The sequence below is a fragment of the Massilia hydrophila genome (assembly GCF_020208145.1).
GTDB classification, from domain to species: Bacteria; Pseudomonadota; Gammaproteobacteria; order Burkholderiales; family Burkholderiaceae_D; genus Telluria; species Telluria hydrophila.
On record NZ_JAHYBX010000007.1, the window covers coordinates 174635 to 199991 of the forward strand.

General features: G+C 64.1%; 19 protein-coding genes and 1 tRNA gene. 8 read left to right on the forward strand and 12 right to left on the reverse strand.

What is annotated here, in order from left to right; translation table 11 throughout:
* Nucleotides 1-46: 46 nt before the first annotated feature.
* From LE190_RS21940 to rplU, 6 genes are all read right to left on the reverse strand, one after another.
* Nucleotides 47-1624, reverse strand: a complete 1578-nt coding sequence (locus tag LE190_RS21940) for a methyl-accepting chemotaxis protein (protein WP_307734718.1) — start codon at nt 1622-1624, stop codon at nt 47-49.
* Between the two features lie 156 nt (nt 1625-1780).
* Nucleotides 1781-2911 (reverse strand): glutamate 5-kinase, encoded by a 1131-nt coding sequence (gene proB / locus LE190_RS16610; protein ID WP_225239742.1) that lies wholly within the window; start codon nt 2909-2911, stop codon nt 1781-1783.
* The gene (locus LE190_RS16615) at nt 2908-3318 is read right to left on the reverse strand and encodes a hypothetical protein (protein WP_225239743.1); all 411 of its coding nucleotides are present in this window, start codon (nt 3316-3318) and stop codon (nt 2908-2910) included. Before LE190_RS16615 ends, proB begins: the two co-directional genes overlap by 4 nt.
* Nucleotide 3319: 1 nt before the next feature.
* The gene (gene obgE, locus LE190_RS16620; protein WP_225239744.1) at nt 3320-4432 is read right to left on the reverse strand and encodes an Obg family GTPase CgtA; all 1113 of its coding nucleotides are present in this window, start codon (nt 4430-4432) and stop codon (nt 3320-3322) included.
* Between the two features lie 115 nt (nt 4433-4547).
* Nucleotides 4548-4820 carry a 50S ribosomal protein L27 gene (rpmA, locus tag LE190_RS16625; protein ID WP_027865916.1) on the reverse strand — a complete coding sequence of 91 codons (273 nt, stop codon included), beginning with the start codon at nt 4818-4820 and terminating at the stop codon, nt 4548-4550.
* 43 nt (nt 4821-4863) lie between these two features.
* Nucleotides 4864-5175: a 50S ribosomal protein L21 gene (gene rplU / locus LE190_RS16630; protein ID WP_027865917.1), complete on the reverse strand. Its 312-nt coding sequence runs from the start codon at nt 5173-5175 to the stop codon at nt 4864-4866.
* Between the two features lie 280 nt (nt 5176-5455).
* Between rplU and ispB the strand changes: the two genes are divergently transcribed.
* Together ispB and LE190_RS16640 are read left to right on the forward strand one after the other, a co-directional pair.
* Entirely contained in the window at nt 5456-6442 is a 987-nt protein-coding gene (ispB, locus tag LE190_RS16635) for an octaprenyl diphosphate synthase (RefSeq protein WP_225239745.1), read from the forward strand.
* A gap of 51 nt (nt 6443-6493) precedes the next feature.
* Nucleotides 6494-6570 (forward strand) — tRNA-Pro (locus LE190_RS16640).
* Between the two features lie 96 nt (nt 6571-6666).
* On the opposite strand, the gene LE190_RS16645 is transcribed toward LE190_RS16640, so the two are convergent.
* Nucleotides 6667-7035 (reverse strand): winged helix-turn-helix domain-containing protein, encoded by a 369-nt coding sequence (locus LE190_RS16645; protein ID WP_224945158.1) that lies wholly within the window; start codon nt 7033-7035, stop codon nt 6667-6669.
* A gap of 58 nt (nt 7036-7093) precedes the next feature.
* Nucleotides 7094-7675: a hypothetical protein gene (locus LE190_RS16650; protein ID WP_225239746.1), complete on the reverse strand. Its 582-nt coding sequence runs from the start codon at nt 7673-7675 to the stop codon at nt 7094-7096.
* Nucleotides 7676-7867: 192 nt separating this feature from the next.
* Here LE190_RS16650 and LE190_RS16655 point away from each other — a divergent pair, with 192 nt between their 5' ends.
* The 5 genes from LE190_RS16655 to LE190_RS16675 are packed head-to-tail and all read left to right on the forward strand — an operon-like array spanning nt 7868 to nt 13221.
* On the forward strand, nt 7868-8260 hold the full coding sequence (locus LE190_RS16655) for a response regulator transcription factor (protein ID WP_225239747.1): 393 nt from the start codon (nt 7868-7870) through the stop codon (nt 8258-8260).
* Nucleotides 8257-9015: a YaiO family outer membrane beta-barrel protein gene (locus LE190_RS16660; RefSeq protein WP_225239748.1), complete on the forward strand. Its 759-nt coding sequence runs from the start codon at nt 8257-8259 to the stop codon at nt 9013-9015. Before LE190_RS16655 ends, LE190_RS16660 begins: the two co-directional genes overlap by 4 nt.
* A 19-nt stretch (nt 9016-9034) precedes the next feature.
* Entirely contained in the window at nt 9035-10057 is a 1023-nt protein-coding gene (locus tag LE190_RS16665; RefSeq protein WP_225239749.1) for a HEAT repeat domain-containing protein, read from the forward strand.
* Nucleotides 10054-11472 carry a glycosyltransferase family 2 protein gene (locus LE190_RS16670; protein WP_225239750.1) on the forward strand — a complete coding sequence of 473 codons (1419 nt, stop codon included), beginning with the start codon at nt 10054-10056 and terminating at the stop codon, nt 11470-11472. Before LE190_RS16665 ends, LE190_RS16670 begins: the two co-directional genes overlap by 4 nt.
* Nucleotides 11473-11508: 36 nt before the next feature.
* Nucleotides 11509-13221 (forward strand): hypothetical protein, encoded by a 1713-nt coding sequence (locus LE190_RS16675; RefSeq protein WP_225239751.1) that lies wholly within the window; start codon nt 11509-11511, stop codon nt 13219-13221.
* An 11-nt stretch (nt 13222-13232) separates the two neighbouring features.
* Here the strand turns inward: LE190_RS16675 and LE190_RS16680 are convergent, their stop codons facing one another.
* The 4 genes from LE190_RS16680 to LE190_RS16695 all read right to left on the reverse strand — a co-directional run bounded on the left by LE190_RS16680 (nt 13233) and on the right by LE190_RS16695 (nt 20526).
* Nucleotides 13233-15512, reverse strand: a complete 2280-nt coding sequence (locus LE190_RS16680) for an ATP-binding protein (RefSeq protein WP_225239752.1) — start codon at nt 15510-15512, stop codon at nt 13233-13235.
* A gap of 1142 nt (nt 15513-16654) precedes the next feature.
* A complete protein-coding gene (locus tag LE190_RS16685) occupies nt 16655-17317 on the reverse strand; it encodes an ankyrin repeat domain-containing protein (RefSeq protein WP_225239753.1) in 663 nt (220 codons plus the stop codon).
* 227 nt (nt 17318-17544) lie between these two features.
* Complete coding sequence (locus LE190_RS16690) at nt 17545-20169, reverse strand: type VI secretion system Vgr family protein (RefSeq protein ID WP_225239754.1); 2625 nt, start codon at nt 20167-20169, stop codon at nt 17545-17547.
* 54 nt (nt 20170-20223) lie between these two features.
* Entirely contained in the window at nt 20224-20526 is a 303-nt protein-coding gene (locus tag LE190_RS16695; RefSeq protein WP_225239755.1) for a hypothetical protein, read from the reverse strand.
* A gap of 201 nt (nt 20527-20727) precedes the next feature.
* Between LE190_RS16695 and LE190_RS16700 the strand changes: the two genes are divergently transcribed.
* Nucleotides 20728-25353, forward strand: coding sequence for a DUF6861 domain-containing protein (locus tag LE190_RS16700; protein WP_225239756.1), 4626 nt, complete (start codon nt 20728-20730; stop codon nt 25351-25353).
* The last annotated feature ends 4 nt before the right edge of the window (nt 25354-25357 follow it).

The following is a 25357-nucleotide window of genomic DNA, read 5'->3' on the forward strand; positions in this document are numbered from 1 at the left end:
GGGTCGATAAGAACGCGCCAGGCCTGGCGCATCGTGCATCTTAGCGTCAAGCGCTCAGCCTTGCAGGCGCGCGGCCGGGAAGCGCCTTGCGCGGCCGCCCGTCCTCGAGCTTGAACACCGCAACGACCTCGTTCAGCGCCTGCGACTGGTCGTGCAGCTCCTGCGCAGCGGCCGCGGCCTCTTCCACCAGCGCCGCGTTCTGCTGCGTCACGGTATCCATCTCGCCGACGGCGACGTTGACCTGGGCGATGCCGGCACCCTGCTCCGCGCTGGCGGTGCTGATCTCGGCGATGATGTCCATCACGCGGCGCACGCTGGCGACAACGTCCTCCATGGTGGCGCCGGTCTCGGCCGCAAGCCGGTTGCCGGCGTCGACGCGCGCCACCGAATCGTTGATCAGCTCCTTGATCTCCCTGGCCGCTGTCGCCGAGCGCTGCGCCAGGTTGCGCACCTCGCCCGCGACCACCGCGAAACCGCGGCCCTGCTCGCCGGCACGCGCCGCTTCCACCGCCGCATTCAGCGCCAGGATATTGGTCTGGAAGGCGATGCCGTCGATAACGCTGATGATCTCGACGATCCTGCGCGAGGAGTCGCTGATCGAGGCCATGGTGCCGACCACCTGGTCCACCATCTGCCCGCCCCTGGCCGCGACCTCGCAGGCCGAGATGGCAAGCTGGTTGGCCTGGCGCGCATTGTCGGCGTTCTGCTGGACGGTCGAGGTGATTTCTTCCATCGACGACGCGGTTTCCTCGATCGCGCCGGCCTGCTGCTCCGTGCGGCTCGACAGGTCCTGGTTGCCGCGTGCGATCTGGTCGGAGGCGACGGCAATCGTCTCGGTACCGCTGCGCACCTGCGCGACGATGGCCTGCAGGCTGCCGGTCATGTCGTTCAGGGCCTGCAGCGGCTGGCCGGTTTCGTCGTCGCCGCGCACCGCGATCGTGGTGCGCAGGTCACCCGAGGCGACGCTCTGCGCCGCTTCGACGGCTGCCCCGAGCGGACGCGTGATCGAACGCGAAATGAAGATGCCAGCTACGACGGCGGCGACGGCGCCGAGCAGCATCAGGAAATAGCTGACCAGGGTGGCACGCTTGCCGACCGCATCGGCGTCGCGGGCGGTGGCGACGGTCTGCTTGCTCATCGCCTGCTGGGCCTTCACCAGGAGCTCGGCAGGCGCCCGGTCCATGCCCTTGACCGCCTGGTCGCCGGCCGCCGCATCGAAGTCGGCAGCGGTAAAGGCGGCGAAGCCGCGGCGGTAGCCTTCGCCCATCTTCGCATGGGCCTGGCCGAACTGCGCCAGCAGCTCGCGCACCTCCCCGGCCGGGATCGCGGCGCTCAGCTCCTGCACCGCCTTGGCCACGTCGGCTTCACTCGTCTGGAAGGCCTTCCAGTACTTGGCGCGCTGCTCTTCATCCTTGCCGCGCAACAGGGTGTTCTTCCATTCCTGGGTCTGCAGGCGGAAATGCGCGAGCAGGCTTTCCACGCGCTCGGCGTGGGTGGACTGGCGCACGGCGGCGTTATAGGTATCCAGCGCATGGTTCATCTGGCTCATGCCGAAGAATCCTGCACAGGCGACAACCAGGGTGACGGCGGCAAAACCGAGGGGAAGTTTACGACTGAGTTTCATGGACGGCTTTCGTATAGACAGGATGACAAACAATAGCTGCCCGGTAGTCTACGTATTTTGTAACCACCAGGCAAAACTACATGTCACTGTCCAACCATTGACCGGGATTCCGTGTAGCTCATCAACAGCGTGCGCCCCATGGTGGTGCACGTTCTCTTATAGAAGCACCAAATTGTCGCGATGCACCAGTTCGGGTCCCTCGACATACCCGAGGATGCGTTCGATCTCCGCCGACGAATGGCGCATGATGCGCCGTACTTCGCTGCTGGTGTAGTTGGTCAGCCCGCGCGCCAGCGGCTGGCCCGCTTCGTCGAGGCAGGTGATGACCTGTCCGCGTCCGAACTCGCCGCGCACCGCCACCACCCCGATCGGCAGCAGCGACTTGCCCTCCCGGGTCAGCTTCTGCGCCGCGCCGGCGTCGATCACGACTTCGCCGGTGGTATGCAGGTGGTCGATCATCCACTGCCGGCGTGCGGTCAGGCGGCCGGTCGGGGCGCTCAGCTGGGTGCCGATGGCTTCGCCGCCCGCCAGGCGCAGCAGCACGTCTTCCTCGCGGCCCCAGGCGATGATGGTATGGGCGCCCGAGCGCGCCGCGCGCTTGGCGGCCAGCACCTTGGTCAGCATGCCGCCGCGCCCGATGCTCGATCCCGCCCCGCCGGCCATCGCTTCGAGTTGCGGGTCGCCCGCCTGGGCTTGCGCGACCAGGCGCGCGGACGGATCCTTGCGCGGGTCGCTTGAAAACAGGCCGCGCTGGTCGGTCAGGATCACCAGCGCATCGGCCTCGATCAGGTTGGCCACCAGCGCGCCCAGGGTGTCGTTGTCGCCGAACTTGATCTCGTCGGTGACCACCGTGTCGTTCTCGTTGATGATCGGGACCACGCCCAGGCGCAGCAGCGTGGTGAGGGTGGAGCGCGCGTTCAGGTAGCGCTCGCGGTCGGCCAGGTCGGCGTGGGTCAGCAGCACCTGGGCGGTCTTGACGCCGTGGCCGTGGAAGCTGGTCTCGTAGATCTGCGCCAGGCCCATCTGGCCCACCGCCGCACAGGCCTGCAGTTCATGGATGTCGGTGGGACGCCTGGTAAAGCCGAGGCGCAGCATGCCTTCGGCGATCGCGCCGGACGAGACCAGCACCACCTCCTTGCGCATGGCGCGCAGCGCGGCGATCTGGGCTGCCCAGCGGGCGATGGCGGCATGGTCCAGGCCCCTGCCCTCGTCCGTGACGAGGGAGGAACCGACCTTGACGATGATGCGGGAAGCTTGCTGGAGTGCGGCGTGGGGGACTGAGTTCATGGCGACAGGAATTTTCCTCGCGGCCGTAAGGCCAGCAGGGAAAGTCCTGCCAACAACTCGACCGCGCAGACTGCTAATAATACCCCCTTTGGCAGCCCGATCGCGAAAGCGGCGACGAGGCGCCCGGCCGGCTGGGCCAGGAGGAACAATGCGGTGAGGTCGACGAGAAGTGGCTGGTCGCCGCTTCTTGCTGCCAGCAGCGCCAGCATCGCGATAGCGAGGCGCATGCCCACGTAGACGGCGTAGAACTGGCTGTAGCCATTCACGCCGACGAGAAAGATGCCCATCGCCGAGGCGATGCGGTCGGGATCGAGCATGGCCGCCAGCGCCGCCAGCGAGCTGGCGGTGGCGAGCACTTGCAGCAGCTGGCCGCGCAGCCAGCTGCGACTGACTGACAATGCGGCCAACTCAGTCTTCGAGGATCTTGAAACGGGGATCGTCGGGATCGATCGAGTTGATGCCGCGCGCTTCCTCGGTCATCGAGGTTTCCTCGGCGCGCTGCTCGCTCGTGCGCTTTTCTTCGAGGTGCAGGTAGATCGCGTTGACCAGGTCCTCGCAGCCTTCGCGGTTCAGGGCCGAGATCTCGAACACCGGGCCCTTCCAGGCCATGCGCTTGACGAAGTCCTTGACGATCTTCTTGCGCTCGGCTTCATCGACCACGTCGAGCTTGTTCAGCACCAGCCAGCGCGGCTTGTTCAGCAGCTCTTCGTCGTACTTCTCGAGTTCCTTGATCAGGGCCTTGGCTTCCTTGACCGGGTCGGCCTTGGCATCGAAGCCGGACAGGTCGACGATGTGCAGCAGCAGGCCGGTGCGCGCCAGGTGGCGCAGGAACTGGTGTCCCAGGCCCGCGCCTTCGGCCGCGCCTTCGATCAGGCCCGGGATGTCGGCGATGACAAAGCTCTTCTCGTGCGAGACGCGCACCACGCCCAGGTTCGGGTGCAGGGTGGTGAACGGGTAGTCGGCGATCTTCGGCTTGGCGTTCGACACGGCGGTAATGAAGGTCGACTTGCCGGCGTTCGGCATGCCCAAGAGGCCCACGTCGGCCAGCACCTTCAGTTCCAGGCGCAGGGTGCGGCGCTCGCCTTCCTTGCCCTCGGTCTTCTGGCGCGGCGCGCGGTTGGTCGAGGTCTTGAAGTGGATGTTGCCCCAGCCGCCCTCGCCGCCCTTGGCCAGCAGTTCGGTCTGGCCGTGCTCGGTGAGGTCGGCGATGATCTCGCCGCTGACGTCGTCGATGATCAGGGTGCCCACCGGCATGCGCAGGGTGACGTCCTCGGCGCCCTTGCCGTAGCAGTCCGAGCCGCGGCCCGGTTCGCCGTTGCGGGCGTGGTGGGTCTTCGAGTAGCGGAAGTCCACCAGGGTATTGATGTTACGGTCGGCCACCACGTAGATCGAGCCGCCCTTGCCGCCGTCGCCGCCGTCCGGGCCGCCGAAGGGGCGGAACTTCTCGCGGCGGAACGAGGCGCACCCGTTGCCGCCGTCGCCGGCGATGACTTCAATTCTTGCTTCGTCGATAAACTTCATGATGGTGACCGATAAAAAGAAAAGGCTCTACCGTGGGCAGAGCCTTTCGATGGAAGGCTTGCGCCTTGCAAAGAAGCGCCGCGTGAGCGGCGCGAGTAGCTACTCAGTTGCGTGATTAAGCAGCGACTGCTTCGTTGGCAACGACGGTCACGAACTGCTTCGAGCCCACGCCTTGCTTGACGAACTTGACGGTACCGTCGACCAGCGCGAACAGGGTGTGATCCTTGCCGGTGCCGACGTTGGTGCCAGCGCGCACCGGGGTGCCGCGTTGACGGATGATGATGCCGCCGGCGTTGATCGCCTGGCCGCCGTAGACTTTCACGCCAAGGCGTTTGCTTTCTGAGTCACGGCCGTTGCGGGTAGTACCGCCACCTTTTTTGTGTGCCATTTATTTGCTCCTTGATGAATGAACTTGGTGAATCGAACGGCGATTAGCCGTTGATCGACACCACCTGGATTTCGGTGAAGTTCTGGCGATGGCCCTGACGCTTCTGGTAGTGCTTACGACGGCGCATCTTGAAGATGCGGACCTTGTCGTGGCGACCGTGGGAAACAACTTTCACCAGGACCGAGGCACCTTCGACCAGCGGAGCACCAAACTTGATGCTGTCGCCCGCGCCGAGCGCGAGAACTTGATCGATGGTGAGTTCGGAACCAATGTCAGCAGGTATCTGTTCTACTTTGAGTTTTTCGCCAGCGACAACTTTGTATTGCTTGCCACCGGTTTTTATGACCGCGTACATGATTGAAACCTCATCAAATGTTAAAAAAATCCCGCCGGCGCCAGAGACGCTGAGCTGTTCGGATGCCGGGGAACAGGGGATTATACATAAGCCGCTGCAGTGCGTCAAAAGCACCCTGCGATTTCTCCCCCCGGTGTTGCATGCTGCACGCATGAAAAGCCGCGCAGGCCATGGGGCGCGTCCATTTCCCTGCCTGAAAGTCATCATTGGGGCGCCCTTTCCTTGCATGTCGTATAATCGCCGCACTTACCAACACCACTGTTTATATTGCAGGTTCGCCTTGTCAGCCGCTACCCAACACGCCCAGAACACCATCGCCCAATCGATCGCCACCGACATGGAGGCCGTGAACACGGTGATCCGGCAGCGACTGCAATCTGAAGTAAGCCTGGTCAACCAGATCGCCGAGTACATCATCAGCGCCGGCGGCAAGCGGATCCGGCCGGTGCTGGTGCTGCTGCTGGCCAATGCCTATGGCTACAAGGGCACGGCCCATCACGAACTGGCGGCGGTGGTCGAGTTCATCCACACGGCGACCCTGCTGCACGATGACGTGGTCGACGAATCCTCGATGCGGCGCGGACGCCAGACGGCCAATGCCCTGTTCGGCAATGCCGCCTCGGTGCTGGTGGGCGACTACCTCTACTCGCGTTCGTTCGAGATGATGACCAGCCTCGACAACATGCGCGTGATGAGCATCCTGTCGCGCGCCACCACCGTGATCGCCGAAGGCGAGGTGCTGCAGTTGCTGAACATGCACGACCCGGACGTCACCCACGAGAGCTACCTGAAGGTGATCCGCTCGAAGACCGCCAAGCTGTTCGAGGCCGCTGCCGAGCTGGGCGCACTGGTGGGCGGTGCCGACGACGCGCAGATCGAAGCAGCCGGTGAATACGGCCGCTCGCTGGGCACCGCGTTCCAGCTGATCGACGATGTGCTGGACTACGCCGGCGATGCCGCCGAGATCGGCAAGAACCTGGGCGACGACCTGCGCGAAGGCAAGCCCACCCTGCCCCTGATCTGGCTGATGGAAAACGGTAGCTTGGCGCAGCGCCAGCTGGTGCGCAACTGCATCGAACAGGGCGACGGCGAGCAGTTCGAAGCGGTGCTGGCGGCCGTCAGCGCGAGCGGGGCGCTGGCCTATACCCGCCAGCAGGCCGAGCAGGCCGCGGCGCGCGCGGCCGAGGCCATTAGCGGCTTGCCGGACAGCCCCTACAAGGCGAGCCTGCTGCAGCTCTGCAGTTTCGCTGTTGACAGGAACCATTGAGCCAACTATAGTAATGCCTTCCCGAGATTTCGGAAACGAATCTCAAACAGTCGGGGTGTAGCTTAGCCCGGTAGAGCGCTACGTTCGGGACGTAGAGGCCGGAGGTTCGAATCCTCTCACCCCGACCACGAATTCAGAAGCCAGACCAACCCTGTGTTGCTCTGGCTTTTTTGTTGCCCGCCGGGGTGCTTCCTGCCCTTCTTCACGGCAAGTTTCTTGATCGATCAGGCGACCCGGTCGGATTGCGCGGCTGCCTGCACCAGGCAAGTCGACAGCTTGTCGAAGTGGAGCAGCGCAGCCTGCGTCAGCTCGATCTGCTTGCGGCGTGCGTCTTCAGTGTCGGTAAGCATCAGCCAGCCTTTCTCGCGCATCGACTTCAGGCGCGAATGCACGGTGGCCGGCGCCCCCAGTTCGTGCTTTGCCATCATGTCGCGCACCGACAGGCGTCCTTCCTCCTGGCGCGCGCGCGCGACGATGGCCAATATGCGTTCCTCGAGGGGATCGAGTGGCGGCAGGGACGGCAAACCTCTCAGGGCTTCGGCCAACTGCAGGAAACGCAGGTAGATATCGGCAGGTCGTTTCGGAGTCGTCATGGGCGGATGCGGATTATCCCGATGTTGCCAGGCCAACTGGCAATCATGATAGAGAATGTTAACACACCGTCCGATCCTCTCGCCGAGACGTGGCCTGCCGGCGCACGAGCGCAAGCAGCCACTTGGCCGTGTACAGGACAATCAGCGCACCGGCCAGGTCGCCGACGAACATGACAAGGAAACCAGGCAAGTGGAGTGCGTCGTCATGGACGAAAAACCAGATGTGATGCAGCAGCGGACTGGCAAGCGCGCATCCAAGGGCGCACAGCAACAGCCGGCGGGGAGTCAGGTTGGTCAAGGAAGCCTGCAAACCATAGCGCTCCCGCGCAATGAGGTAGATCAGGTAGGGACCGATGGCGCCGGCCATGGCGCCGGTCGTGGCGCGTACCGCATCGCCCGGAAAGTAGTACCAGTAACAGGCGAACCAGCCCACGATCAGCAAACCCAGTGCGCCGGCCCGCCCGAACAGCAGTGTGCACAGCAACCTGGTACCGGCAGGAAGATAGATCCAGCCGATACCCTGCACGAATTCCGCCCGCTGGAAAAAGAGTTCGTTGGCCAGCATGACCAGGCCATGCAGGAACATCGTGCCCAGCACCATGTAGAGATTCAGTCGGAACGCGGTGACGGGCTGGTTCATGTTGGAAAAACAAAGGCGTCAAAAAGCCGGATGGCAAATAAGTTGCGAGACAGTAACACATCCTTGTCCGGAGGCTGGCACGCCGATGACGCATCCGCAGGCAGCGTCAATGACGTCACGTCACGGACGCGCACACGCAAATGCGGCGCGGTGGACGTTATACTGTAACTCTCACACTGTTTCTTGATTTCAATGAATAGCGATAAAGTTTCGGCAAGCGTGCTGGTCGTGGAAGACGACGAGAATATTTCCCAGGTACTGACCTTCATGCTCGAACGCCAGGGCTATAGCGTGACCCACCTGGCCGATGGCCGCGCCGCCGCCGCCCATATCACCAGCGCCGCCCCGCCAGGCCTGGTGCTGCTCGACGTGATGCTGCCCTTCGTCGACGGCTTCGAACTGGTGCGCCTCATCCGCGAGCAGGCCGCCTGGTCCGCCGTCCCGGTCTTGATGCTGACGGCCAAGAATACCGAACGCGATACCGTGCGCGCCCTCGATGCCGGCGCCAACGACTACGTCATCAAGCCGTTCCAGCCGAACGAACTGCTGGCGCGGGTGCGGCGCTGTCTTCCGGTGCCGGCATGAGGCGCGTCTTGTCCCTGGGCGCGCCGCTGGCGCTGGCCCTGCTGTCCGCGCTGGCCGCGCCCGCCTTCGGCGCCGACACCAGCCTGCGCCTGTCGGGCGCCACCGAGCGGCTCAGCAACGACAGCCCCGACTGGCGCGAAAGCACGGCTGCCCTGCAGCTGCGTTTCGCGCCGCGCCAGCTGCTCGACCTGTCGGTGGCCGACGTGCACCGCTTCGGCCTGCATGACAGCCAGCTTGCCGCCAGCCTCACGCTGCCGGTGTCAAGCGCGCTGACCGCGACCTTTGACGCCGGCGCCAGCCCTACCCACCGGGTACTGGCGCGCCGTTTCGCCGGCGCGGCGCTGCAGTACGAATTCGCGCCGCGCTGGCTGGTGCACGGCGGCGCCCGCAGCAGCAGCTACGACAGCGCCACCGTCAACGGCTACCAATTCGCACTGGAGCACTACATCGACCGCTACAGCGTCATGCTGGGATGGCGGCCGACGCGCGCCTTTGGGTCCACCGCGCATGGCGTCGAGCTGCGCGCCAACCGCTACTATGGCGAGCGCGACTCGGTGGGCCTGATCGCCGCCGCCGGCAAGGAAGCGGCCAGCGTGCCGGGCGGCGTGGTGCTCACCGAAGTACGCTCGCTGGCGGTGCTCGGGCGCCACTGGTTCGATCAGCGTTGGGCGCTCAGCTGGGGTGCCAGCTATACGCGCCAGGGCAGCCTGTACACACGCAAGGGCATCAATGCCGGTATCGAATACGCTTTCTGATCCATTCATCGCAACGGCCGTGTGGGCCGGTCTGGGTGCCTTCGGGCTCACCTTGGTGCTGAGCTTGCAGATCGTCCTGATGCGGGTTGGACTGCGGCGCCGCCAGGCCGCCGAAGCGAAAGCGCTGGCGCGCTGGCGACCGGTCCTGAATGCCGCCGTCGTCGGCGAACTGCCGGCCGAGGACGGCGCCGGCCTCCCGCCCCTGCCGCCTGGCGACCGCCAGCCCTTCCTGCGCCTGTGGGTGCACCTGCAGGGCTCGGTGCGCGGCGAGGCCGGCGAGACCCTGAACACGCTGGCGCGGCGCCTGCGCCTGGACGACGAGTCGCTGGCGATGCTGGCGCGCGGCCCGCGCAGCGCGCGCCTGCTCGGCGCACTGGTGCTGGGTCACCTGCGCGAGCGGCGCGCCTGGCCCGGGTTGCTGGAGCTCGCCACCGATGCCGACAGTACGCTGTCGCTGACCGCGCTGTGGGCGCTGGTGCGGATCGATCCCGAGGCCGCGGCCGGCTACCTGACGCCCCTGTTCATCGAACGCGAGGACTGGGCGCTGTCGCACGTGGCCGGTATCCTGCAGCAGGCCAGTGCGCCGGCCGCCGGCGTGCTGGCACGGCTCCTGCCCACGCTCGACGAAACAAAACTGCCGCGCGCGCTTCGCATCGCCGAAGCCTTGCGCCTCACGCTCCCGCCCGCCGTGCTGGGGGTGGCGCTGGACAGTCCCGCGGTGCCGGTGGTCCTCGCGGCGCTACGCAACGTGCTCACGCCGGAAACTGTCGGGCAGGTGCGCCGCCTGCTGGCACACCCGGATTGGCAGGTGCGGGTACAGGCCGCCCGCGCCCTTGGGCGGGTGGGTGAACGGGAAGATGCCGAACGCCTGGCTGCGCTGCTGCGCGATCCGCAGTGGTGGGTGCGCTACCGGGCCGCCGAGGCGCTGCGCGACCTGCCGGCCCTGCGCCGTCCCGAGCTCGCCGCGCTGCAGGCTGCGCTGAGCGACCGCTTCGCGTCCGACATGCTGGCCCAGGTCATGGCCGAAGGGAGCCCCGCATGAGCGTCTACCAGACCCTGGTCAGCTGGGCCACGTGGTTCGTGCTGGCCTACTTCATCGCCCTCAACGGCGGCTACCTGCTGCTCAACCTGTTCGCCCTGCGCAGCCTGCGCCGCCGGGGCGAGGAGCAGTTCCTGAGCGAGCTGCCGCGCGCCTACTCCGGGCTGGAGCCGCCGATCAGCATCCTGGTCCCGGCCTACAACGAGGAAGCCACCATCGCCGCCTCGATCCGCTCGATGCTGCAGCTGAGTTATGCCGAGTTCGAGATCATCGTCATCAATGACGGTTCGAAGGACGCTACCCTGGAGGTGCTGCAGCGCGAGTTCGGCCTGCTGCCCTTTCCGGAAGCCTACCGGCGCCAGCTCGCCACCAAGGAAGTGCGCCAGATCTACCGCTCCACGCGCTACCCTAACCTGCGCGTGATCGACAAGTTCAACGGCGGCAAGGCCGACTCGCTCAACGCCGGCATCAACGCCTCGCGCTACCCGCTGTTCTGCGGAGTCGACGCCGATTCGATCCTGCAGCGCGACAGCCTGGCCAAGGTGACCGAACCTTTCCTGCGCGACGCCACCGTGGTCGCCACTGGCGGCACCGTACGCATCGCCAACGGCTGCGAGGTCAGCGGCGGCTTCCTGACCCGGGTCGGCCTGCCCTCCAATCTGTGGGCGATGTTCCAGGTGGTGGAATACCTGCGCGCCTTCCTGTTCGGGCGCCTGGGCTGGTCCTCGCTCAACGGCATGCTGATCATCTCCGGTGCCTTCGGCGTGTTCCGCAAGGACGCGGTGGTGCTGGCCGGCGGCTACCGGGTCGATACCATCGGCGAAGACATGGAACTGGTGGTGCGCATGCACCGCCAGCTGCGCGCGCGCCGCCAGCCCTACCGGATCGAATTCGTTCCCGACCCGGTATGCTGGACCGAAGCCCCGGAAGACATGCGCACGCTGAAGAACCAGCGCATCCGCTGGCAGCGCGGCCTGGCCGAAAGCCTCAACGCCAACTGGGGCCTGCCGCTGTCGCGCAACGGCGGCGTGCCGGGCTGGCTGGCGTTTCCCTTCATGCTTGCCTTCGAATGGCTCGGCCCGTTGATCGAACTGGGTGGCTATGTCTTCATGCTGATCGCCTTTTTCACGGGCGCGATCTCCTGGCAGGCCTTCGGCGCCTTCCTGTTCGTCGCCATCGGCATGGGCATCCTGTTGTCGGCCTCCGGCCTGCTGCTGGAAGAAATGTCATTTCACCTTTATCCGCGCAACAAGCAACTGCTCGCGCTGGCAGGCATCGTCATCCTGGAAAACTTCGGCTACCGCCAGCTCAACACGGTCTGGCGCCTGACCGGCCTGTACCGCTGGGCCATGCAGAAGGAATCGACATGGGGAGCGATGCGGCGCAAGGGCAACTGGCAAAGCGGCGCCGGGAAATGAGCGCGGGGCCTGCGGCATGTGCGCTAGGCTAGCGCCATGTCCTGCCTGCACCCTTCCTGCCTGCGCCCTCCCCGCCTGCTTTGCCTGCTGGCGCTGATCCCCATGAGCCCCGCCTACAGCGCCTACCTGCACCTGTGCCCGGCGGCGGCGCTACCCGGTCCGGCGCTGGCCAGCGCAGCGGCCGCCGACGGCAGCAAGCTGCGCTTCGTCGTGACCGAAGGGCCGGCTCCAGCCGGGTGCAGCTCGCTGGCGCTGGGCGATGCCCACATCGAAACGCTGCACGCGCCCGGCCCGCAGGCGCGCACCGCGCGCGCCATCCTGCTGCACGGCGAAGAACAGGACGGCCGCTTCGCGGTCAGCGAGCAGATCCTGGTGCAACCCGACAGTTCCGCACCGCCCACGCCCCCGGGGCCCATGCCGCTGCACCGCAACCTGCTGGACGCCATGCGCGTTACGACCTACGGCAGCGAGGAGCGGGTGCGGGCCCGCCTCGAGGATGGACGGCTGCACCTGCGCTGCGAGGCTGGTACCCGTCCCGCCGGCGTGCTGCTTTCCGGCCCCTGGCGGCTGCCGCTGCTGCGCGGCGCGCTGCGCCTGCGCTTCGCGGGCCAGGGGCGTTTCGCGTGGCGCGCCGCCGACGCCGCGCAGGCGGCGCGCGAAACCGCGCTCGACATGGGCTTCCTCGACGCGGCCGGGGCTGAAACGCCGCTGCGCCTGGCGCTGCCATCCGGACTCGATCGCACCGGCTGGCGCCATTTCGTGCTGGCCTGTCCCGATGGTCCCGCCACCCTGGAGCTGCGCGAACTGGCGCTCGCGCCCACGCCCGGCGCGGTGGACCAGCGGCCGGCGCCACGCGCGACCTGGATCTGGGAAGCGCGCGACTGGCGCGGGCGCGGCGCCGCCCTGCTCGACTGGGCGGTGGGCGAGGGCATCCGCGAACTGTTCGTCACGGTGCCGATCGCCGGCGACCGGGTGCGCGAGCCCGCGGCGCTGTCCGCGTTCGTGCGCGGCGCGCGCGCGCGCGGCATTGCCGTCAGCGCGGTCGAAGGCGACCCGCACATGGTGCTTCCTCCCGAACGCGCAGCCAGCGCCGCCCGCGCCCGGGCATTGGCGCGCTACAACAGGGAGGCGCCGCCGGGGGCGCGCCTGGCCAGCCTGCAGTTCGACATCGAGCCCTACCTGCTTGGGCCGGAGGTGCTGGCGCCGGCGCGGCTGGAGCGCGCCTACCTGGCCACCGCCGCGGCGCTGCGCTCCGCCGCCGGCGAACTGCCGCTGGACTTCGTGCTGCCGTTCTGGTGGGCCGGCAAGCGCGGACTGCTTGACGCGCTGGCGCGCAGCGCCGACAGCATCACGGTCATGGACTACCGCACCGCGCCCGACCAGATCGTGGAATTCGCCATGCCTTTCCTCGACTGGGGCGCCGCGCATGGCAAGCGGGTGCGCATTGCCCTCGAGGCCGGGCCGGTCGCGGCCCTGACCGAGCGCCGCTACCACCCTGCCGAGCCCGGCAGCGCGGGCGACATGCTGCTGTTCGAGCTCGGCGGCCAAACCGTACTGGCGCTGCTGCGCGAGCCGCGCGCCGTCCGGGGCGCCCAGCCATTCCGGCTGGCCGCCACCCGGCGGATCGATGGTTCGGCCACCAGCTTCCACGGCAATACGGCGGCACTGCGCGCGCTGCTGCCGCGCCTGGAGGCCGATTTCAGCGCCTGGCCGGGGTTTGCCGGCATCGCGCTGCACGGGCTGCGCTGAGCCTTGCGGGCTCAGGCGGCTGGCAACTCCACCGTGAAGCAGGTGCCCCGGCCGGGTGCGGTTTCGAAGGAGATCGTACCGCCGTGCTCCTCGACGATCGCCTTGCTGATGGCCAGCCCGAGGCCGGTGCCGCCGCGGGTGCGGGTATCGGCGCCGTCGGCCTGCGCGAAGCGCTCGAACACGCGGGCCTGGAAGGCCGGGTCGATGCCCGGTCCCTCGTCCGTCACGGTCAGCCGCACCTTGCCCGGCACCTGGGCCAGACCGACGGTGACAGCCTTGCCGGCAGGCGTAAACTTGATCGCATTCGACAGCAGGTTGGTCAGCACCTGCTCCATGCGGTCCGGGTCGATGCTGGCCACGCACTCGCCGGCCCTGGCCTGCCAGTCGTGGCGCAGCAGCACCCCACTGCCGGCCGCCTGGGCCTGCATCGCCGCCAGCGCGTGCTCGGCGACCGGCAGCAGCGCTTGCGGCGTGTGGGCAAAGGCCATGTGTCCAGCCTCCATTTTCTGGATGTCGAGCAGGTCGTTCACCATGCGTACCAGGCGATCGCTGCTCTGGCTGGCGATCGCGGTCAGGTGCGCCGCATCGGGGGGCAAGTCACCAGCCATGCCGTCGGACAGCATCGCCAGCGAAGCCCGGATCGCGGTCAGGGGGGTACGCAGCTCGTGCGACACCGTGGCCACGAACTCGTTCTTCATCTGTTCGACCTTCTTGCGTTCGGAGATGTCGTGCAGGAAGACGCTGAAGAAGGCATCCGCACCGTCGCCGGCCAGGCCGGCGGTCATCTCGATCACGAACTCGCGGCCGCCGCGGTCGATCACGGTACGCTCGATGCGGCCGTGGAGCACCGTCGTGCCGGCTCCCTGGCGGAAGCCGTGCAAGGCCTTGTCGAAGCTGGCGCGGTAGCGTTCGGGGAGCACCAGTTCGGCCAGCGGCCAGCCGACCGCTTCACCACGGGACCAGCCGAACATGCCCTCGGCCGCATGGTTCCAGTCGAGGACCATGCCGCGCTGGTCGACCGCGATATAGGCGTCCTGTGCCGTTTCGACAATGGCGTTGATGCGTTGTTCGTTGGCGCGCACCGCGGCCAGCGCGCCTTCCAGTTCGGCGGTGCGCTGTTCGACGCGCCGTTCGAGCGTGGCGTTCAGGTCGCGCAGGGCGGCGCGCTGCTGGACCAGGTTCGTCACCAGCCTGTTGATGCTGCCGGACAGCGCCTCTACTTCGTAGTAATCCTTGGCATTGGGCACCAGTTCCGCGGATTCGCCGCGCCCGAGGCGCTCGGCCGACTCGGCCAGCGCACCCAGCGGCCGCGTGATGCGCCGCGCCACCAGCAGGCCGGCGAGCGAGAACAGCACCGCCAGGGCGCCGCCGCTCCAGAGCGCCCGCTCGCGCAGCCGCTTGACTGGCGCGTAGGCGTCGGTGACATCCTGGCGCACCAGGACCGACCAGCCCAGGCCCGGGTAAGCGCTCCGCCCGACCGTCGCGGCATGCCCCACGAGGTAGGACTGGCCGTCCGGCCAGCGCTCGACCAGGAAACCGTTACGCTTCTGCTGGGCCAGGCGCAGGCTGGGGGTGGCAATTTTCTGGCCTTGCAGCCCGGGGGGACCGAGCAGGACCACGCCGTCGCGGCTCACGATGAGCGCCTGCACGCGGCCGCGTTCCTGAACCGGCGCGATGATCGAGCGTTCGACGTCGCGCGCCCATTGCCACGACAGGTGCACGCCCAGTACGCCGGCGGTCTTGCCGTCGAGGCCGTTGAACGGAAACGCGACATCGACGAAGCGGCGCGGCTCGCCGTTCTCGCCGGGCAGCAGCTTGGCCAGCTTGACCGCCTCGTGCACATCGCCGACGTGGATGCCGGCCAGGGCGTTTTTGAACCAGGGGCGCGCCGACACGTCGACCCCTTCCAGCAGACCGCGCGCCTCGACGATCACCCGGCCATCCAGGGCGGTCAGGCCGATCCAGTCGTAATACCCATAGGTTTGCTGGATGTCGGTCAGCACCTGGCGCCGCTCGGCGGCGGCGGCGCCCGCATCGCGCAGGGTCCGGCGGCGCACCATGAGGCTGACCTCGCGGTAGCGTTCGGCCATGCCGAGGTCGAGCTTGTCGGCGGTTTGATACGCCAGTTCGCCGAGGCTGTGGCCGATGCTGTCCTGGGCCTGCGCGTTCGACGCGCGCTCCACGACCTCGACCAGCAGCAGGGTCAGGATGACGGTCAGCAGGGAAAAAGCCAGCGCCAGCCAGGCGCCGAGCCCACGCCGGCGGGGCGGGGCCTTTGGGGATGCATGCATGGGATCAGAAAGCGAACTAAAGCAGTTGCGCCAGCGTAACACAGTCATGCTGCGGGTCTATGTAGTCCCACGCTGTTTGCCGGGGAATTGAAGATTCTGAGCAACACGCCGCTTATGAGTTGCTCTGCGGCGTGACGGCGTGTACTGCGCCAGCGAAAAACACTGGACGGTTGCACACTTTGTTCGCGTTCGCAAACTTGGTGCTGGCCGGCCGAGCTTTCGAAAGCGCCCACGCCCGAACTCCGTCCTGAGCGCTGAAATGCGTTCCACAGCACGCAAAAAAGAGCCCGACGCCCACGCTGGACCGCGAAAAATAACCGATCTCGACCATCGTGCCGTTCGATGCTAGTTATGACGCGTAGGAACGGCCGTGTAACCTATTTGTTCAGCGCTTCCTTGCGGCATCTTTGAAATCGATGGCATGAGAATCGACCCCAATAATGCTGAAGTGACAGTCGGATGCTCGCCGTCTCTATCACATCGCGGGAAAACAGATGGTCATTGTTAAAGCCCATATTTCGCCATGATTTTTCAACCTGAAAAGTATATGCCATCCATTTCAAACATCCATTATCTCTCGATTGAAATCCAAAATTAAACTTCCACTTTCTATGTCCACATTAAATGACGGATCTTGGTCAATATGATGAGGAGAAGGCGGCTCAATTAAAAGCTCACCATACTTTTTCTCCAACGTCAGAAACTGTAACGCATGCCCCGCTTATCTCGACAAGGACAAAACCTATCCCGCAGGATGTTGCAGGAGTCGAATTCCCACTCGCTCTGCGACCATATTTTTCCAAAGCACAAGCCGACGGGCCTCATAAATTGATGTATTTTGGGTACGCTTAACGAGAACATATGATCCAGGAAAAGATTTAATATCATGTTTTTTCGACTGGGACAAGCTCGTGAAAGATTCGATAAATTTCCATATGCCATCCTTACTGACATTTTTTCGTTCATTTTATTTGATGACATAGAATTTTTAAGCACAAATATGCACATTATACTTACAACAAATAGCCTTGCATTTCTACTTTCGATGCGGAAGACCTTTTTTCATACCAGGCTGACTCGATCCATTAACCCCAGTGTTGCAGTTGGTGCTTGAGACCGCCCTCTATAAAACCCGGGGCGGTTCAATTAGAAGGCCGCCGTTTTTCTTGCATACAAACCAAGCGGTGCCGCAAGTTTGTATAGCGCACATCCCACGGTTTCTTGTCCTGGCTTTCGCTGTCTAGGAGATCCTCCACTGACTGTCCGAACTTGTTACGTTTACATGGGTCCGCTCCTCTTAGCAGAAGTTCGGAGATTACAGAGTCCGTTGCTCCTGTTCGTATCGCAAACGTCAGCGGCGTTTCCCCGTCCGAATCAAAAACATCTACTGGGCTAACGTTGCTAAGAATATATGAAACCGCGCGAGCGGAGCCACCTGCAATAGCAGAGAAAAGTAGTGTGCTGGCTTGCATTCGCCCATCCTTCAACGTGTCGTAACCTGCAGCCAACAGCAGGCGAGCAGCGTTATATTTTCCTGCATTGAGCGCGGAAGTCAACGCATCTACAAACTGGTCTCGAATGATTTTCGATCGAAATTTGTAGTTTACATCTGCACCTGCTTCAATGAGGAGGCGCATTATTCCCAGCTGTTCTTCCCGCGCTGCTGCCATGAGCAGAGACTCTCCTGTATATTTAGTGTCTGGCGAGACGCCGCTATCAATGAGCTCCTTTAGCGCGAATTCCTTGCCATTAGTCGCGCTGAAATAAGCGAGCAATTCGCGGTCATGGATCAGCAGATGTTGCACACGCGCCTGTTGAAGCAGCCTGACCGCGGCCCTCTCGGTTCCAAAACGTAGGTGATAGAATACTATTGAGTTACCGTTGACATCATGCCAGGTCATAGGCAAGGTTCGGTCGTTCAATGTCTTCGCGACAGTCTCCCACGACGGTTCTGCAAATGATGGCAAGCCTGCAAAAACTGGCGATGCTAACGTCAACATAAGCGCTAACCACCCGAATATAGACGGCCTGATCATTTTTTACCCTTGATATCAGACTCAATTTTGAGAATGATTTTTTTTAGATCTGGTCCGGGAATCCGCTTACTGGTATCGCTCATCAGACTATTTTCCTGTTCTTTGTATGGAACGCCGCGTACATAGTACAAACCTTGTGGCCGCTTCAGCGTTATATCATGGTAACCATCTGGTAAACCGAGAACGGTATGCGAGAACTCATGTGCTCCAACGCCTGCCCGGATATACGGAAGATCAGCTGATCGATCAAGAAAAATCTGACCATTGAACTGGGCCTGTCCTCTATCATCCGGCAATTCAAAATAGTCAACTCGAATATCGGATCCGGTGCGGGCCTTTGCGACATTAAAGCTAAATTCTGTCTTGTAGGTTAACCCATCACTAATGTACGACAATCCTTTAAAGCGCGAATCGATATCTGAAATTAGCTGTTCCGCTGCAATGGGACCTGCGGCTGAGAACACACTAAATCTACCTTTGAGAATTACCATGTTACCTTCGCGCAACACCTGAAGTTTTCCCTCATGTAGTGCCCTAGTATTGTGCATGCTCTCTGTTATGTCGAACGGTTTTTGGTGTTTGATCGCAGTATTGAGCTCCTGCTGAGAAGGCGGACTTACAATGACGCCGCCATTCTTCTGTTCTCCCAAATTCACTCGGCCTGCAGGGGAAAGGCCTATGTTTCGATTCAAGTCGATCCGACTGCTGCCAGCAATATCCACATTCACTCCATGGATCTGGATTGTGCCATCAGCCTTCATGACGATCCTGCTTGAACCCACGCCAAGCGTAATATCCGTGCTGGCAGTCAGGTGGATATGCTGGGTCTGTGACGTGATGTCGATCGACTTTTTCACTGTCGCCATATGAAATCCATTCGTCACCGTATTCGTCTGGTGCGGACCGTTGACCAGCGTGGTCTGGTTGTTCTGAACGGTAGTGACCATATCCTTCTGCGAATGGATATTGATCAGTTCCTTGCCCTTCTGATCGTGGATCACCATTTCGCAATAGCCTCCGCCACCGGGCGTGGAGCGGCTTTTGATGCCCATCATGTGTGCTGCCGCAGGCAGGCCGTACGGCACCTGCTGCGCCGAGTTGTACACACGTCCGGTACACAGCGGCCGATCCGGATCGCCCTCGAGGTAATCGATGATCACTTCTTGGCCAACGCGCGGAACCGAGATCGTGCCCCAGTTCTGCCCGGCCCACGGCTGCGCTACACGGATCCAGCAGGAGCTGCGTTCATCATGGCGGCCGTAGCGGTCCCAGGGAAACTGCACCTTGATGCGGCCCAGCTTGTCGGTATGGATTTCCATGCCTTTCGGGCCTACCACGGTCGCCGTCTGCGGCCCCGGCATCCGTGGCGGCGCGTGAGCGCGACGTGGGCGGTAAGGGATCTTTCGGCGGATGGCACTGAACGTATTCATATACACAGCCTGCCCACCCTGCTCGAAATAGTTATTGCGCGCGTGGTACTGGACCGACAACACGAGAAAACCGTTGTCGCCTCCTGCGTCATCGAACCAGTGGTGGCCGTTCAGCTTGAACGTTCGGCCGGCAGTCAGGCCGCGGCAGTCGGAGGCGCCCATGAAAACCTTGGCCTGCCATTCCAGCACTTCCATCCGCTGACGCGCAGCTTGGTCGCCATCGCTCCTGCTTTTGTAAGCATAAGCCGGGTTGCCGTCATAGACCTCCAGCGACGGCACGTGGCCCTGCTGCGCGATGGTCGGCAGTTCCACGTATTGCATGCTGCTGGGCGCTTTGAAGTCGAAGGTATTCATCGCAACCCGGGTCGGCTGCAGTACGCGCTGGGCGGCAAATGCGCTGACACAGTCGGCATCCTGTACACGGTGTCCAGCGTTGAACGCGATTTGCGCATGCGCTGCCTGGGGTGGACAAAACCCGCTATTGCACGAGTCGTCGCTGATGACCATCAAGTGGCCTGACGCGCTGTGTTCGAAGTAGTAGAACAAGCCGTACTTTTCCATCAGGCGGCTGGTGAAGTGCTCGTCGCTTTCCTGGTACTGGACGATGTAGCTCTCGCGCGGATACGTGCGGCTGGTGCGGAATTCGTAGGAGGCAAGCCCGGCGTAGTCGCCCTTGTAGATCTTGTCGAGCACGCCGAGTACGTTTTCGTCCTGGAAGATGCGCGAATTCACGCGCAGTTTCAGGTAAGTGAGCCATGGAACGATTTCCGCGTGGTAGAACGCAAAGCCGCCGTCCGCATGGGTGAAACCAAAGGCGTTGACGTAAGCGTTGATGAAATGCTCGCTCCCATCGGCCAACTGGATACCGACGCTAACATTCTTGCCCATCATGTCCTTGAGATCGATGGCGGCATCCTCCGCCATCAGTGCGAGCTGGAACACAAACTGCTCGGACAGGGCGGACATCCCGCTCATCGACTCGATGAGCAAGGTCTTGCTGGCAGGTAGCGGAGAGTAGAAACGCAGCAGCCGTGTGCTCTCGGCGAACCTGGCAAGTCTGCCTCCAGCGGCAGGCGCAGCTGCAGGGTCAGCCGCTGCCGGCACGAACACCGGTTCTGGCGGCGCAAAATCCTTGACCGCCAATCCGGCCAGCGGGTGTTCCGCAATGAGGGGCACCGCGGTCGGCGCCAATCCCGGATTGCTGCCGACGAAAGGCGGGATACGCCAAGGCAGCGCGCCGGGCAGTTAACTTGCCTGTTCCAGCAAGGATTTCGCCTGATCAAGGCCGTGCAGCGCCTTAGCGGCGGCCGGGTTGTTCAGTAGAGCTGCCCCAACGGCCACCTGGACCAGGGCGCCGACGCCTTCACCTGCATGCAGGGCGGATACCGTATCGAGCGCGAGATTGGCGGCAGCTAGATCCTTGGGATCGACACCCACAGCGCCAGCGAGCTTCTTTGCCAGCGTCGCTGCTGAAGGCGAGCTTGCCGAGGCCTCGTCAGATGCAGCCGGCTTCCCTGTCGTGCTTTTATCTAAAGGCTGAAAAGACATTGCACGCCTGCATACGGGTAAGCGATTGACGGACAGTTCAATCGACCGCCGGCAGCGGCCCATCCGGCTGCCGGATGAGCATGCCAGCGATGCCCGGACCGGGATGCGACCCATATCAAGGCATGCCTGTTGGGATTGCGATCAAATCAATTTTCGCGAAAGCCCCCTGTCTCTCCATGCAACTTCTCCCTAACAACGCTGATGCCAAGACCTGAATCTTTCAACCGTCCCCACCATCTGTCGCTCACGCTCAGTCAGATCGGCGACGCCTATGTCAAGGCTGGCGCGCAGGCGCGGCTCGATATCGCGCAACGTGTACGCCGGTTTTCGCATCAGGTGGAAGAGCAGCTTGCGCCGCTCGCCGACGCCGCCATGGGGATCGAAGCGGTGCGCTGCACAGTGGCGGTCTCACAGGCGCTCGAGGGTGCCGAAAACCGTTTTCGCCAATTGCTCAAGACCGAACTGAGCGGTCTCGATTTTTCGCACATCTGGTCTGTTGTGGCGGAGGCGGCGAAGGAGGTCGTGCTCTACCTGGGGGGCGGCGCGGTCATTGGCGGAGCGGTCGGGGCGGCCGGAGGATTCTTCTTCGGCGGCGTCGGCGCTGCGCCCGGGGCAGTTGCAGGTGCCTCGCTCGGGATGAAGATCGCCGGTGACATCCTCGCGGTGATGGGCCTGGGCAGCCTGGCCGTCTATATCGCGGGTAGCGTCCCGAGGATCATGCAGACGGCAGCGACAGGCTTTGCCAGCGCCTGGAGCGCCGGGCAGCTTCCCTCCAGTGCCGATGGCGCCTACCAAGCCCGGATCCATGCCGCGACCGAATCCTTTGCCCAATGCAAGCTGCTCTTGCTGAAAGCGGTGCTTGCCGCGATCGTGGTGGCCCTGTCGCGCGGGCAGCTGGCGCGCTCCGAGCTGATCAAGCAACTGAACAGCAGCAAACTGGGACCGCGCTTCGGCGCATGGATCGAGGCCAACGAGCAGAAGCTGCTGACGCATGCCGCGCTGCGTCCTGCGATCGCGGCAGCCGACGACGGCGCCGGTCCGGCTGCCCGGGCGGCAGCGCCAAGGAAAACGGCCCCGCCACCGTCGCCCAGGGAAAAACCGCCCGCGCCTGCAGCGCAGAAGAACGGCGTCGGAAAAACCTCGTGCCCCGCTTGCCTGACGGTCGGCCACCCTGTCGATTCGCTTACTGGCAACAAGATTCTTTCGGGCACCGCCGACCTCGACTTCTCCCTGGCAGCGCCCCTGCCCCTGGTCTGGCAGCGAAGCTACAGCTCAGCCCAATCGCGGTCCGGCTGGCTTGGCCAGGGCTGGTCGATCCCGCTCTCGGAGGCGCTGGCGCTCAGCGGCAACGAAGTCATCATTCTCGACGCCTTCGAACGCGAGGTGACATTTTCACTGCCAGGAATTGGCCAGACGATCTTCTCGCCTTCCGAGAAGATCAGCCTGGTGCGCACCGCGGCCTCCCGCTTCGAACTGGTCGACGAGAACTTGCAGCGCCGGCAGTTCGCCATGCTCGGTCCTGCCGGCGGAATCGCTCACCTGGTTGGCATCGTCGACGCCAATGGCAACGCCATTCGCATTCTTTACAACCATCGGCAACTGCCGGAGCGAATCCACGACAGCGCTGGCCGGACTTTTATCCTCGCATTCGGCGCCTGTCGCGGCCAGCCACGCCTGCTGAACGTTGGCATGCTGCGTGAAACCAGTGCTCACGAGCCGCTGCCGGCAAACGAAGTTGACCTGCTAGTCCAATACGACTACGACGATGCCGGGGACCTGGTCCGGGTGCGCAATTGTCTCGGCCAGGTGACGCGGGAATTCGCCTACCGTAATCACCTGATGGTGGAGCATGCGCAGCCAGGCGGACTCGTCTCGCGCTATGAATACGACCAATACGCGCCGACAGGCAAGGTGCTGCGCAACTGGACCAGCAACGGGCTGTCATGGCGCTTCCAGTACCTCGCGCGCGAGACCGTGGTCACCGACCATCTCGGACGCGTGCAACGCTACCAGTTCGACCAGCGGCAGCGCTATACCGGCATGGTCGACGCAGCCGGCGGCATCACCAGGCGGCGCCTGGACGAGCACGGAAACCTGGTCTCCATCACCGACCCGGCCGGGCGCAGCACCAGCTACCGGTACGACGACCGGAGCCGGGTCGTCCGGGTCGAGCGCGGCGGCCATGGCACAGGCATCGTCTATCACGCGCGCTTCGACAAACCGGCGCTGATCACGGACGCGCTCGGCGCCACCACGGCCTTGCACTATGACGAGCGTGGCAACCTGGCCGGCATCACCGACGCGCTGGGACAGCGCACTTCCTATGCCTACAACGCGCACGGCTTGCCGATCGAGGTCACCGATGCCGCGGGCGGCGTCAAACGGCTTGCTTACGACAGCACCGGGCAGCTGACCACGTATACCGACTGCTCCGGCAACACCACGCATTTCCATTACGACGGCAGCAAGCTGGTGCGCATCGTCGATGCGGCCGGGATGTCCACCGCCTACACGTATGACGGGCTTGGCCGCCTCCTCGCGACGGTGCATCCGGACGGCAAGACCGAGCGCTACGACTATGACGGGCTCGGACGGCTGACCGGGCGGACCGACATTGCCGGGAACCACAGCAGCTACGTGCTCGATGCCGATGGCAAGCCCCTGGAACGTCGCGATGCGCGCGGCGGGGTACTCGCTTACCGTTACGATGCCGGGCGCCGCCTGGCCGAGCTGATCAACGAGAACGGCGATGTCAGCCGCTTCGTCTACGACGCACTCGACCGTCTTGTCGAGGAAACCGGTTTCGATGGCCGCCTGACCCGCTATCGCTACGACCAGGCGGGCCTGGTGGTGGCCAGGGAAGAATGCGGTAGTGGTGCCCAGGACAAGGCAAACCAGATCCTTACGCACTACCTGCGCGATGAGGCGGGCCGGCTGGTCGAGAAGATCAGTTCGCGCGTCACGGGACCGGCGCAGGCGGAACAACTGCGCCAGCGCTACGCGTACGACCCGCTCGGACGCATGACGCGTGCGGTCAATGCCGATGCCGACATCGAGCTCGGGTACGACCTGCTGGGGCGGCTGGTCAGCGATACGACCCGCGCCGGCAAGCGTACCAGCGTATTACGGCACAGCTACGACGAGCTGGGCAACCGCATCCAGACCATTCTCCCGGACGGACGGGTACTGAACAGCCTGTTCTACGGTTCCGGACACCTGCATCATATCAACCTGGACGGCGCGGTCATCACCGATATGGAACGCGACAGCGCGCACCGCCCCACCAGCCGCAGCCAGGGCGCGCTCACCAGCCGCTTCGACTACGACCAGGCGGGGCGGCTCCTGTCACAGGTGGCCGATGACGGGCACACCGCCGTCGTCGCACGCAGCTACGCCTACGACGAAGCGGGCAATCTCGGTGCCATCGACGATCTCCGTCATGGACGCACCGAGTATCACTACGATGCCATCGGCCGCGTCCTCGCCGCGCTGCGGCCGGACATGCGCGAGCGCTTCGCGTTCGACCCCGCCCACAACCTGCTCGATCCTGCCGCCGCCTCCGGCGGCCGGGTCGAGGGTAACCGGGTACGCGTGTTCGAAGACAAGCGCTACGGCTACGACGCGCACGGCAAGCTCACGGAAAAGCGCATCGGGCGCCATACGCGCATGCAGTTCGAATGGAATGCCGCGCACCAGATGGTCATGGCAACGGTGGCGCGCCATGCCGGCCAGGACCAGCCGTTGGTCCAGACGGTGCACTACGTGTACGACGCCTTCGGTCGCCGCATCTGCAAGCGCGACAGCTTCGGCGAGACGCACTTCATCTGGGACGGCGACCGCCTGCTGTCGGAAGCGCGCGGCAGCGATCATCGGACCTACGTGTATGAGCCCGGTTCCTTCGTTCCGGTGGCCCGGATCGACGGGTCCGTGTCCGGGCAGCCAGCAGATTCAATCCGGGCGCAGGTGCATTACCTTCATACCGACCTGACCGGCACGCCACGCGAAGTCAGCGACCACGATGGCCGGCTGACCTGGGCCGCCAGTTACAAGGCCTGGGGCAAGGTCCTGAAAATCGAAGCGCCGCTGCCCGAGGACGAGACGCATCCCGTCACCGCCCACCTGTCACCGGAAGCGGCGCGCGCCGCGCTCCAGCCGCTTCGCTTCCAGGGCCAGTACCACGATGTCGAGACCGGGCTGCACTACAACCGGTTCCGCTACTACGATCCCGACTGCGGACGCTTCGTGTCGCCCGACCCCATCGGCCTGGCGGGCGGGAACAATGCATACCAGTACGCCCCGAACCCGGTCGCCTGGGCCGATCCGCTCGGGCTGAGCGCATGCGCCTGCACGGCGGCGACCATCAATGCATCGACCCTTGACAAGGCGACGAGCGAAGCGGTCCTGAATACCGAGAAAGGATTGCGTCCCAACCCCGACAGCTATCTTTCGCAAGCCTACCGCGACGCCCATGCGGAGATATTCCGCGGCGGCGCCGCGCGGATCCAGCCCTCCGCGCCCACCGGAACCATCGGGCGCACCGAAACCTGGGTCTTCCCGCAGTCAACCACGCGCGATGCGATCGCGCGCGCCGGCAACGACGTCTCGAAGCTGGAGGAATTGCTGGGACTGGACAAGGGTTATCTCGGCGCCAACCCGGTATTGGTTGAAATCCCGAACCCTATTGGCTATCGTATTCCAACGGGCAATGAATTCGGCGCCAACGGTTTCTGGCGGCCTGGCGGTTTTACCTATCCGGGAGGCTTGCCGGAGGCAGTGATCGACCCTGTCCCTCCCGGCGCCTACACAACGAAACCGGTTTTCCCATAAGGAT